At 39.1% G+C, this 12,284-nt stretch carries 8 protein-coding genes; 4 read left to right on the top strand and 4 right to left on the bottom strand.

The window, feature by feature from the left end:
- Positions 1-452: 452 nt before the first annotated feature.
- A complete protein-coding gene (locus KBP50_RS04260; RefSeq protein WP_050350146.1) occupies positions 453-1,370 on the top strand; it encodes a class I SAM-dependent methyltransferase in 918 nt (305 codons plus the stop codon).
- Between the two features lie 246 nt (positions 1,371-1,616).
- Here the strand turns inward: KBP50_RS04260 and KBP50_RS04255 are convergent, their stop codons facing one another.
- A complete protein-coding gene (locus KBP50_RS04255) occupies positions 1,617-3,383 on the bottom strand; it encodes a sigma 54-interacting transcriptional regulator (protein ID WP_236691352.1) in 1,767 nt (588 codons plus the stop codon).
- A gap of 188 nt (positions 3,384-3,571) precedes the next feature.
- Here KBP50_RS04255 and KBP50_RS22415 point away from each other — a divergent pair, with 188 nt between their 5' ends.
- The gene (locus KBP50_RS22415; protein WP_269082651.1) at positions 3,572-3,703 is read left to right on the top strand and encodes a hypothetical protein; all 132 of its coding nucleotides are present in this window, start codon (positions 3,572-3,574) and stop codon (positions 3,701-3,703) included.
- An 804-nt stretch (positions 3,704-4,507) separates the two neighbouring features.
- On the top strand, positions 4,508-5,275 hold the full coding sequence (locus KBP50_RS04250; RefSeq protein ID WP_050350145.1) for a tyrosine-protein phosphatase: 768 nt from the start codon (positions 4,508-4,510) through the stop codon (positions 5,273-5,275).
- A 326-nt stretch (positions 5,276-5,601) separates the two neighbouring features.
- Here KBP50_RS04250 and KBP50_RS04245 read toward each other — a convergent pair whose 3' ends face one another.
- Together KBP50_RS04245 and gdhA are read right to left on the bottom strand one after the other, a co-directional pair.
- Complete coding sequence (locus KBP50_RS04245; protein WP_050350144.1) at positions 5,602-6,783, bottom strand: M20 family metallopeptidase; 1,182 nt, start codon at positions 6,781-6,783, stop codon at positions 5,602-5,604.
- 816 nt (positions 6,784-7,599) lie between these two features.
- Positions 7,600-8,982, bottom strand: coding sequence for an NADP-specific glutamate dehydrogenase (gene gdhA, locus KBP50_RS04240; RefSeq protein WP_050350143.1), 1,383 nt, complete (start codon positions 8,980-8,982; stop codon positions 7,600-7,602).
- Between the two features lie 148 nt (positions 8,983-9,130).
- Here gdhA and gltC point away from each other — a divergent pair, with 148 nt between their 5' ends.
- A complete protein-coding gene (gltC, locus tag KBP50_RS04235; RefSeq protein ID WP_050350142.1) occupies positions 9,131-10,036 on the top strand; it encodes a glutamate biosynthesis transcriptional regulator GltC in 906 nt (301 codons plus the stop codon).
- Positions 10,037-10,689: 653 nt separating this feature from the next.
- Here the strand turns inward: gltC and KBP50_RS04230 are convergent.
- Positions 10,690-12,279, bottom strand: coding sequence for a long-chain-fatty-acid--CoA ligase (locus tag KBP50_RS04230; protein WP_050350141.1), 1,590 nt, complete (start codon positions 12,277-12,279; stop codon positions 10,690-10,692).
- Positions 12,280-12,284 lie beyond the last annotated feature (5 nt).

Genomic DNA, 12,284 nt, shown 5'->3' with positions numbered 1-12,284 from the left:
TTCAAAATAATTTAAGTACAGCCTTCCATAAAAACACTGTACAATTGTTTGTTTACATGAAATTTGAAAACTAATATCTCCTTATAGAAAGATACAACAGCCAAAATTGACCAACTGTCTAAACAGTTATACAAACACAAGCTTTAGAAATTCACATTTTTCCCCAAAAACTTTCTATAGAGAAACTACAGAGTATTCGGAATAATATTTAGCCAAAAACAGCTTAAACATGGACCTTGATTCATTAATTATCTGATTACTCAAGAACAAACAACCAACAGTGACATTATTTGTACCCAATGCTACACTTCCGTTGGATTATTATTGTAAATTACAATCTAAAAATTTGACAAGAAAAATAATTTATGCTATAATTTACATTTGTATATTTTATGTGTATAATGAGATTCTCCTGGCCAGGGGAATCTTTTTTTTATACGGAGGGTAACAGAATGGAGCAAAATAAATCTAGTATTACTTCCTTAATTTCAGCTTTCGCTCGAGCCTACCATAGTCAATACGATACACCAAAGATTTTCGATGATTTTATTGCAAAAGATCTCATTACCGAAGAAGAGTTTTCAAAGATCAGTGAAAATATGATTCAAGGGATATCGTTTATCAATCAAGATATTGGTCGGAAGTTTCAAAATCAACCAGATGAAATTTTAAAATGGATAACTCAAGTACAACTTTCCCCAACACCATTGGCCCGTGCTGCATTTTGTGAACAAGTGTTACTTCATGAAGTGGTATTAGGTGTAAAACAATATGTAATTCTTGGAGCTGGTTTAGATACTTTTTGCTTCAGGTATCCCGAGTTAGAAAACAGTCTAAAAATATTTGAAATTGACCATCCAGCTACACAGGAATTTAAAAAGAAAAGATTAGCTGATACACATTTTCAAATTCCCGGCCATCTTCATTTTATTCCGATGGACTTCTCGAATAAATGGTCCGACCTAAGCCTCCTAGACGATGAATTTGATGGTGACAAAAAAACGTTCTTTAGCCTTCTGGGTGTTTCTTATTATATAACAAAAGAGGAGATTTCAAGCTTGTTCAACCATTTATTTACCAATGTCCCACCAGGTAGCTCAATCGTTCTTGATTATGCAGACGAAAAGCTTTTTGAAGAAAAAGGAATGTACAACCGAGTTGAAAACATGCTAAAGATGGCATCAGCAGGTGGAGAACCGATGCAATCGTGTTTCTCTTACGACGAACTCGAAAATATGTTAGAAAAAGCAGGTTTACTCATTTATGAACATTTATCACCAACAAAGATCAATGAACGTTTCTTTAATAATCGGTCAGACTATTTAACGGCATTTGAAACGATTCATTATATCCATGCTGTAAAGAAATAACTATCATTTACATTCCGCCCAAGACAGAAGCTAATTGGGCGGTTTTTTGTTTGATTTGGCATATTATTCTATTACTGCTCAACTTTGGCACCTGTTAACTCATCGAGTCTCCATTATGTTTTATTTCTACCAGAATCAGTTCTATCCTTTGCTTGGTTTAGTTCATAAACCTCTTATAAGTAACACAAAAAATTCGTTAAGTTCTATCTGATTGACGAAGACCGTTGTTTCAACATCGTATGTGTTTTATAACTTTTTATAACGAGCTAGTTTGTTATACAATGTAGATCTTGACACACCTAATAGTTTAGCTGCTTTTGTTTTATTCCCCTGTACTTGCTTTAATGTTTGCTCAATGGCTTCCTGTTCTTGTTTTGCAGCTTCCTCTATGAGTTCTTTCTTCTGATGGATGTGGCTTCGTGTTTTGCTCTTGTTTTTTACAAGAAAAAATGACTCTTTCATTGAATCTGGCAAATGTTCAAACGTAATATGATCTCCATCTGTTAATACAAATAATCGTTCTATCACATTCATTAGTTCACGAACATTACCTGGCCAATGATGCTGCTTCATCCATTGCAATACTTGTTGGTCAATTGTTTTCTCTGTTTCATTATAGTGCTTCGCCAGTTGTTGCAGTTTGTGAGCGATTAAAATCGGTAAATCCCCCATTCGTTCACGTAATGGTGGTATATGTATCGGGATTACATACAGACGATAATATAAATCTTCACGAAACTCCCCATCCCTCACCATTTGCTGCAAATTTTTATTTGTTGCTGTAATTAAGCGGAATTGTACGGAAGTTGATTTCTTCCCACCTACGCGCTCAATTTTCTTGTCTTGTAGTACGCGTAGTATTTTTGCTTGCATATTAAATGGCATATCCCCAATTTCATCTAAGAAAATTGTACCTTGATGCGCTAATTCAAATTTACCTGGTTTCCCTTCTCGATCGGCGCCAGTAAACGCTCCCTTTTCATAGCCAAACAGCTCAGACTCCATTAAACCATCTGGTATAGCAGCACAGTTCACACTAATAAAGCTTCCGCTTTGAACAGTGCTGGCATCATGAATGGCTTTAGCAAATTGTTCTTTTCCGACACCGCTTTCCCCTGTTAACAATACCGGCGCACTAGAAGCAGCCGCTTTTCGGGCAATTTTCTTGGCTTGAGAAAGCGATCTGCTCTCACCTAAAATGTCTTCGAATTTCACGGTCCCCATTTCTGTATTATCTGAACTAATAAGTGGTCTATCCACCTTACTATTTTTATCCAACTGCTCCATTTTTTGTATCACTCGATATATTTCTGATACGCCCTCATATACCAGTATGCCCGCTGCGCCAATGATTCGATTGTCTTTCCATATTGGTATACGGTGGACGACCAAATTTTGCCCTTGGAGCCGATGTGGCTGACTTCGTTCCGGAATACCCGTTTTTAATACGACAGGCAATCTAGTATTTTCTATAACTTCATCTGCCTTCTTCCCTATAGCTGCTTCCTTAGCTACCCCTACGTACCGACTATATGCTTGGTTAAACAATTGAATAACTCCTTGGTCGTCTACAACCGTCAACCCTTCATATGCGGTATCAAAAATTAATTCATACCACTTCACCACCTCATTTATTTGTTTTAACGTATGAGTGAGATAATGTTGGAATAAAATCAATTCCTTTGTTGTTAGCTCTCCAACCAATTTTCCTGTACTGCGCTCCACTACGTAAACAGGTACTTGATGAATATCATGCATAAATGAATCTGCGAAAGCGGTAGCATAATGATGATGCATAATCGTTGCTACTGATTCATCAACGTTTCCGGTTTTCAGACTTTTAAAAAGCTCATAGATAGATACAACACCTTGTATACACCCTTCAAAAACAACTGGGATCTCGGTGATTGCGTGATTACTGAACATAATGGCAGCAGATTCAATAGATATGGACGGCGAAATAAATAACGGTGTCGTATTCATCCAATGTTCGACAAGTAAATCCTTTTTCAACGTAACATCTTCCTCCAGTCAGTTTACTTAATGAAAATGTATATAGAGTTTTTATCGTCCATTTTGGGTTACAGTCAATAGACGTATTTTTCTGAATTATAACACTGTTACTTTCAGACCGCAAACAACTAGAGTATTTACATGATTTCACTCCATTGAAGCAAAATAGTGGCAAAAGGAGGTTCAACATGGCTAAAGATAAGACAAAATCTAAAAATAAAAGTAAACAGGAAATAAATGATATGAAGCAGCAAAAGAACAAAGGCGCGGTGCGCCCGTTTAGCAACGTAGCGAATGGAACGAATCAACTAAAGATTTAGGAATCATGCCACTAAAAACAGGGGTATGCCCACGCCTGAGCGGCAAGCCCGTTTTTAGTCGGCCTTCCCCTTAGCGACGAACCGATGAGGCCTTATCGTAGGGCGCATTTCTAAAGTCGCCTAGTTGCTGGACGATAGAGCCGGACGTGGCTTCGGTTATTTCGTTATCTCCAAGCACCTCATTTTATACTTTCTTATTCTATAAATATAAGCGCAATCGCCCTCCAGGTAATTAACATGCTCAAATACGCTTACCGTGCGGACCTTCGCTGTCACACGGTAAGTTTTTTGGTGCTTTTTTTAGTTGCTACTTGTTCGTCATGCAGTGCATCTTCATAAAGTACTATCCATCGCTTAACGCTTCAATAAAAACGAGGTCATAGATGCGAGCTATGTCTCTGCTTGACTTTTATCCCATTCACACTGACAATACTGGTAGAGCACGTGTTAAAAAAGAGAATTAGCTGCATTATGCGTTAACCCATAAGCTTAAGATTGCAAATCAGTCATGGGCAATGCGTTTTCGTAAGTGGGGGCGTTTGCCATAAACCCTTCTATTTCTGCATAGACATGAAGAATAAACCACATCAAATCTTTTCAGTCCAGAATAAACATGCTAATATCGGTGTTGCAACAAAAATGCCCGACAGCGCACAACTGCAATTCGCAAGCGCATCTAAATCTATACCGATTTATTTTTTCCTCTTTTTAAACACGTTTGAAAGCTATCATTTCATAAAAAGATTTATTTACGACCAAACCATGCGCATGAAAATTTTTAACGTAGAGGCGAGGAGAGTTAGTATGGAGAAGAACATTGTTGTACGAACCATTAATTTGGAAGGAAGCTTTAATTTTCGTGATTTAGGCGGCTACGAAACGCTATCTGGAAAAAAGGTTAAAACAGGGGTATTGTATCGTTCAGGGAACTTGCAAAATATCACAGATAAGGATATCGAAAAGATAAAACAGACTGGTCTAAAGACAATATTCGATCTTCGGGGAAGTGACGAAGTAAAGAATTACCCCACTCCTTCACTTTCAGGGATCATAACAAAGCATGTTCCATTAATTGAAATTGACAGAGATATGGTGCGTCAACCTAAAGACCTAGCAAAGTACGCCGAATCTTTGCAAGATCCTGGAACAATATTAGAGAAACTCTATCGGGAAGTAACGAAAAACACGAAAGTATACAAAGACTTTTTCGCTACATTGCTTACAGATCCTAAGTCTCCATTGTTATTTCATTGTATGGCTGGAAAAGATAGGACAGGTGTCATGGCGGCGTTAACCTTGCACACACTTGATGTACCAGATGAATTTATCTTTGCAGATTACTTATATACAAACAACTTTCTCGATGCTCTTCGTGCAAATTTACAACCTGAAGCTGCGCAAGTAGACCAAGCACTAATGCAAGCAATGCTAGAAGCTCGACGTGAATATCTGCAAGCTTTTTTTGATGAAGTGCAGACACAATTCGGTTCCGTTGACCAATATATTCATGAAGCGATTGGTTTAAGCAAATCTGATGTTGAAACATTGCGCGCATCATTACTTGTTGAATGATTACCAAAAGACCAAAGGGGAATTTTTCATTCCCTTTGGTCTTTTTAAATTACAAACTTAATATAGAAACGAACATGAAACACGACATATCTCCATAAAGTGAATCTTCCTCAGCGGAGGTTTTCATTCATCCCCACTGATTGTTAGTAGCCAAGGGGGATGACCTAAAGGCCTCGAAACGAATCCGGGCATTTAGGTGCTCTCATCTCCCGCTTAGACTTGTTCCGTACAGATTATCCTACTCCTGAAGCAGGAGTCTTACAGTATCTTATATACGGGATATAAAACCAGTCAAACCGCTAACGCCTCACGTCTTGCATATTAGCTTATCTTTCATCTCTTCTCATATACTGTAGAGTAGCTGCGCCTAACACTTTAGCTGCATGTAGTAAAGCACGTTCATCCATATCGAACTTCGGATGATGGTGCGGATATGCTTTATCCCAGTCAGGATTCCCCGCTCCTGTAAAGAAAAACGTCCCTTTCACATGCTGTAAATAATAAGCGTAATCCTCGCCTCCCATAATTGGAAGTGTTTCAGAAACCTGTTCAATACCAGGAACCTGCTTGGCAACTTGCGCAACAAATGCTGTTTCTTTGGGGTGGTTTACTAAAACAGGATATCCTTGGGAATACGTATATTCATAGCCTGCTTGGAACATATCACATGTAGCCTTTATTGTACGTTCTATCTCTTCTTCGATAAACTTTCGCGTTTCCTCTTTTAATGTCCGAACTGTCCCAGTTAATTGAGCTGTATTCGCAATCACATTGTAAGGATTTTCGGCAACAAAATTACAAACGGACACGACTGCGGAATCCAGTGGGTCTACCTTCCTACTGACAATGTGCTGCAAGCTATTAATGAGCTGTGCACCAATTGCTATACTATCCTTCGTCTCATGAGGAGCAGCACCATGTCCTCCAGAACCTTGAATCATGATATCAAAATTATCAGCAGCGGCCTGCAGGGCACCAGAACGATAAGAAATCACTCCCAATGGCTGCTGCGCCTGTAAATGTGTGCCAAAAATAACATCCACACCCTCTAAGCAACCATCCTCTATCATGGCAATTGCTCCGCCTGGCGGCAATTCTTCCGCGTGTTGATGGAGAAAAACAACCGTTCCTGCCAGTTCTTCTTTCATCCCATTTAATACTTTAGCAAGACCCAGTAATGTAGCTGTATGCCCATCATGTCCACAGGCATGCATGACACCATCATGCTTAGATTTAAATGGTACATCCGCCTCCTCCTGAATGGGCAACGCATCAAAATCTGCTCGTAAAGCAACAGTTGGCCCGGGTTTAGCTCCCTGCAAATACGCAACGACTCCATTTCCACCAACATGCCTACGAACCTTATGCCCCAATTGCGCATGATAATCTGCGATGTAAGCGGCAGTATTGGTCTCTTGAAAAGATAATTCAGGATACTGGTGTAGGTAGCGGCGTACCTCTACCATTTCCTCATAAATAGCATCAAGCCCGCAATATAACTTCTCCATTTACATTCCCCCTTGTATATGATGTTTAATAATGCAGTAACTTCTCTAAACCATTTTTTCTTATAAGATAAGAAAGTATAAAATGAGGTGCTTGGAGATAACGAAATAACCGAATAGCCACGTCCGGCGCATGAGCCCAGCAACTAGGTGACTTTAGAAATGCGCCCTACGATAAGGCATCATCGGTTCGTCACAAAGAGGAAGACCGACTAAAAACGGGCTTGCTGTTTTTAGTGGCATGATTCCTTTATCTTTAGTTGATTCGTTCCATTCACTACGTTGCTAAACGGGCGCCCCGCGCCTTTGTTCCACTATAGGAAAGTATAAGATTTTTTTGGTTTATAGTATAAGAAAAACAAAGTCTTCCGCCATAAGACTTGGCGACAAGCCAAGTTTTTCTAATATCAAGTATAAATCAAAAACGCTTATTTTAGAATATTCAACTATAAAACTCTTCTTGCAACAATAGTTGTAAAATCCACTGAAACCATCTTACAAATGAAGACACCCTTTATAAAGTGAATCTTCCATCAGTGGGGTTTTTTATCCCCCACTGATTGTTAGTAGCCCAAGGGTATGACCTAAAGGCCTCTTACAAAACAGGGCATTTAGGTGCTGTTATCCCCTACTTAGGCTTGTTGTGAAGTGGGAGCCTTACAGCACCTTATCTACGGGATAAAAATAAATGAATAAACAAGGTCCAAGATTGGTGCCTTGTTTATTCAGTCTGATAATACTTTTCTACTGTTTTCGATACTGACAAAATAGATGAGAAGTAGTTAGGAAAATTTAATGACATTCTCATCCTTTATTATCTTAGATAACACCTTGTGAAATCATTGCTGCCGCAACTTTCTTGAATCCGGAAATATTAGCTCCCAGTACTAAATTCCTCGGCTGTCCATATTCTTCCGCAGCTTGAATAGATGCTTGATAAATATTTTGCATGATCTGATGCAATTTTCCATCAACTTCTTCAAAACTCCAAGCAATCCGTGCGCTATTTTGTGCCATTTCCAAAGCCGATACAGCTACTCCGCCCGCATTTGCTGCCTTAGCTGGAGCAAACAAAACTTGATGGCTCATAAAAATCTCTATTGCTTCTAAAGTAGATGGCATATTCGCGCCTTCTCCTACTGCTTTTACTCCATTGGCAACTAGTTGTTTAGCTGCTTCATTATCTATTTCATTTTGCGTCGCACATGGAAGAGCAATATCACATGGAAGCGACCAAATTCCAGAACAGCCTTCATGAAAAGTTGCTTGCGGATGCTCATTTACATATTCACTGATTCGACAATTCCCCTCTTCTTTAAGACGCTTAACAGTTGTAAGGTTAATGCCACCTTCATCATAAATATATCCGTTCGAATCACTGCAAGCAATCACCTTTGCCCCTAGTTGGGTCATCTTTTCCATCGCGTAAATGGAAACATTGCCTGAACCAGAAACAATTGCCGTACATCCGTCAATAGTTAAACCGTTATCCTTCAGCATGGCATCCATAAAATAAGCCGTTCCATATCCGGTTGCTTCTTTACGACCTAAGCTACCTCCATAGCCTACTCCTTTTCCAGTCAACACACCAGCTTGGTAACCTCCACGCATTTTTTTATACTGACCAAACATATAGCCTATCTCCCTGGCACCTACACCAATATCTCCAGCTGGTACATCCTGGTCGGGTCCAATATAATTACTGAGCTCTGTCATAAAGCTTTGCGTAAAGCGCATGATTTCTGCATCTGATTTCCCTTTCGGATCAAAATCCGCTCCACCTTTTGCACCACCAATTGGTTGACCAGTTAAAGCATTTTTAAAAATTTGTTCGAATCCTAAAAATTTAATAATACTTTCATTAACAGATGGATGAAAGCGTATTCCACCCTTATAAGGTCCGAGAGCACTATTAAATTGGACTCGATAACCACGATTCACCTGAATTTTCCCTTCATCATCGAGCCAAGGTACACGAAACGAAATCATTCTTTCCGGTTCAACGATACGTTCAAGGATAGACTGTTTCATATACTCTGGATGTTTCTCTAAAACTGGTATCAAAGAGGCAAATACTTCTTTAACAGCTTGTTGAAACTCTACCTGATGAGGGTTACGTGCTTTAACCGTTTCATAGACCGATTCTACATATTCATTTGCTTTTTGCACATACGTGAATTCCATTTTGTCCACTGTTTTCATTCAAGTCATTCCCTTATGCGTCATAAATTTTCAAAATATAGTAGATTTCCTTATAAGGAATATTTTATAATTAAACAAAGCATCGAATCAATATAAAGAAACGATAAAATCAATGCGTTATATGCATGGATGAGGAGATGGACTTAAAATGGAACTGAGGCAAATACGTTATTTCATGGAAGTAGCTTCAAGAGAACACGTTACAGAAGCTGCAACAGCGCTGCATGTTGCCCAATCTTCTGTCAGCAGACAAATTGCTAATTTAGAAGCTGAGTTAGGTGCGGATTTATTTGTCAGAGAAAGCAGACAAATAAAATTGACTCCAATCGGTAGAATTTTTCATGAACGAATGAAGCAGGCTATGAACGTTATTAATCATGCCACAAGAGAAGTGGAAGAATATTTAGATCCAAAAAAAGGTACCATTCGTATCGCCTACCCAATTAGTCTTGCAGCTTATACATTACCCACAGTCATTCATGCATTTCGAACAGAGTATCCGGAAGCGAAATTCCAACTTAAACAGGCACTCTATCCTGAGTTAATGCATGGAATTATAGATGGCGACTTTAATTTAGCGTTAATTGGACCATTACCTAAGGAAAATAAAAAGTTTCATCGGAAGGCTTTATTTACAGAAAAAATGGTAGCACTGTTACCACTACATCACCCGTTAGCGAACAAGACTTCTATTCGACTTAGGGAATTAAAGGATGAGCCGTTTATTGTTTTGCCAGAGGGATTTGTATTAAGGGATATAGTAGAACATGCTTGCCACGCACATGGGTTTTCTCCCGCGATTGGCTTTGAGGGGGATGATACAGACGCTTTAAAAGGCTTAGTTTCTGCTGGTCTTGGAATCGCTCTGATGCCAGAAGTTACATTAATTGATAATACACCGCGTTCAACAGTTACCATTCCATTATCCGAAAATAATATTACTCGAACAGTTGGTGTCATCACTCCGACGCAGCGACAATTATTGCCAACGGAAGAAATTTTTTATCAATTTTTACTGCAATTCTTTTCCAGGTTAAACTTCTTTAGTCATTAATTTCTATCCATTCTCGTAAACGAACAAAGGCGCGGGGCGCCCGTTTAGCAACGTAGCGAATGGAACGAATCAACTAAAGATTTAGGAATCATGCCACTAAAAACAGGGGTATGCCCACGCCTGAGCGGCAAGCCCGTTTTTAGTCGGCCTTCCCCTTAGCGACGAACCGATGATGACTTATCGTAGGGCGCATTTCTAAAGTCGCCTAGTTGCTGGGCTCATGCGCTGGACGTGACTATTCGGTTATTTCATTATCCATAAGCATCTAAGTTTATACTTTCTTATTCTTTAAAAAAGGCAGCCTCCCACGAAAAGCATCCTGCTCTATCGGAAGGCTGTTTGGATTGTCATCTTTTTATATAAAGTGAATCACCAATCAGCAGGGGTTTTCATTCATCTGCCACGGCTTGTTAGTACCGTATTGGTATGACCTAAAGGTCTCTAAAAGAATTGGCATTTAGGTGCTGTTATCTCCCACTCAGACTTATTGCAGTACAGATTATCCTACTCCTGAAGCGGGAGTCTTACAATACTTTATATACGGAATAAAACGAAGCTTTTGTATGGAGTTGTTGCCCATTTCGAATATTTTTGGTTTTGGATCACGTCATTTGGTTACATAGCATCACGGTCATGCTATCTTCTATTCATATTCAATTTACTTGTTTTTCGCTATTCCAATACATTTTACGTAAGCGAAACTTCTGTAATTTCCCTGTTGCCGTCTTTGGTAACTCGTTTACAAATTCTACTTTTTTTGGCGCTTTAAAATGTGCCATATTGTCGCGACAATACGTGATCACATCCTCTTCTGTAACACGATAATTCTCCTTTAAAACGATAATTGCTAATGGAACCTCTCCCCATTTATCATCTGGCACCGCAATGACAGCTGCTTCTAACACAGCTGGATGCTTATACAAGATTCCTTCAATTTCTGTAGATGAAATATTTTCACCTCCAGAGATAATGATATCTTTTGCTCGATCACGTATTTCAATATAACCATCAGGATGGATAACAGCTAAATCACCTGTATGAAACCAGCCATCTCTAAATGCTGCTTGCGTCTGCTCCCTATCTTTATAATACCCTTTCATAACAACGTTTCCTCTTGTTACAATTTCCCCAAGCTCTTCCCCGTTCCATGCAACTTCCTTACCATCCTGACTTACAACCTTCGTTTCTCCATTAAATACCATTTCAATCCCTTGCCTTGCCTTTAAGACAGCTTGTTTTTCCACCGACGCTTGATCAAATAAAGGCTTCCATTCATTGTATAGAATAAATGGCGATGTTTCTGTCATACCATACACATGCACAATATCCAAGCCTAGCAGATCCTGAGCCTGTTGAATTAACGCTGATGCTGGAGGAGAACCTGCTATAGCCATTCGTGGTTTTACCTGAATAGCAATTTCTTTTACTTTTGGCTCATTCACAAGCATATTAATTACTATAGGCGCGCCACATAGTAGCGTTATTTGCTGTTGTTCAAATAGGTCTAAAATCACTTTCGGTTCCACTTTTCGTAAGCAAACATGGACACCTCCAACAGCAGTAATTGCCCACACGCCACCCCAGCCATTCACATGAAACATTGGGAGCGTATGCAAATACACATCCTGATGTCGAACCCCTAAATGGAACATAAAATCGGCTGCATTCATATAATTACTGCGATGTGTTTGCATCACCCCTTTAGGCTTGGACGTTGTACCGCTTGTATAATTAATCGTTAATAACTGGTTTTCATCTAAATTAATAGGTGAAAATGACACAGAATCCACATGTTGAATAAAATCTTCATAATCTATTCCTTGAACCTTGCATTCATAACCAGGAACTGCTACAACTACAATCTCCTCCACATTCAAATTTGCCCGGATTTCTTGAATGGAAGAAGTAAATGCTGCATCCACAATTAACAACTTTGCATCACTATGATTAATAATATATTCCATATCTTGAGATGAAATTCGATAATTCAGAGGGACCATAACCGCACCCATTTGACAAATACCATAAAAACATTCCAGCATATAATGTGTATTTGGTAGCATAACCGCTACGTGCTCTCCCTCATTAATGCCTGCTTTCAACAAAGCCTGTGATAAGCGGTCGGTTCTTTCTCCAAACTGTGCATAGGTAAATGTTTTTTCTTCATCGATTACCGCTACTTTACTAGGATAGTATTTTATTGCTCTTCGTTTCCAATCGATAGGTGTAAGTGGATAATGCATCATCC

The sequence above is a fragment of the Virgibacillus pantothenticus genome, from assembly GCF_018075365.1.
Classification (GTDB): Bacteria; Bacillota; Bacilli; order Bacillales; family Amphibacillaceae; genus Virgibacillus; species Virgibacillus pantothenticus.
The sequence above is the reverse complement of the archived record's forward strand: the minus strand, read 5'-3'. Positions and strand labels throughout refer to the sequence as shown.

Bases quoted from the DNA above. Each gene is read 5' to 3' on its own strand.
- KBP50_RS22415 (WP_269082651.1), top strand. From the start codon at position 3,572: ATGGCTAAAGATAAGACAAAATCTAAAAATAAAAGTAAACAGGAAATA.
- gdhA (WP_050350143.1), bottom strand. From the start codon at position 8,982: ATGAAAACAGTGGACAAAATGGAATTCACGTATGTGCAAAAAGCAAAT.
- KBP50_RS04260 (WP_050350146.1), top strand. From the start codon at position 453: ATGGAGCAAAATAAATCTAGTATTACTTCCTTAATTTCAGCTTTCGCT.
- KBP50_RS04230 (WP_050350141.1), bottom strand. From the start codon at position 12,279: ATGCATTATCCACTTACACCTATCGATTGGAAACGAAGAGCAATAAAA.
- KBP50_RS04245 (WP_050350144.1), bottom strand. From the start codon at position 6,783: ATGGAGAAGTTATATTGCGGGCTTGATGCTATTTATGAGGAAATGGTA.
- gltC (WP_050350142.1), top strand. From the start codon at position 9,131: ATGGAACTGAGGCAAATACGTTATTTCATGGAAGTAGCTTCAAGAGAA.
- KBP50_RS04250 (WP_050350145.1), top strand. From the start codon at position 4,508: ATGGAGAAGAACATTGTTGTACGAACCATTAATTTGGAAGGAAGCTTT.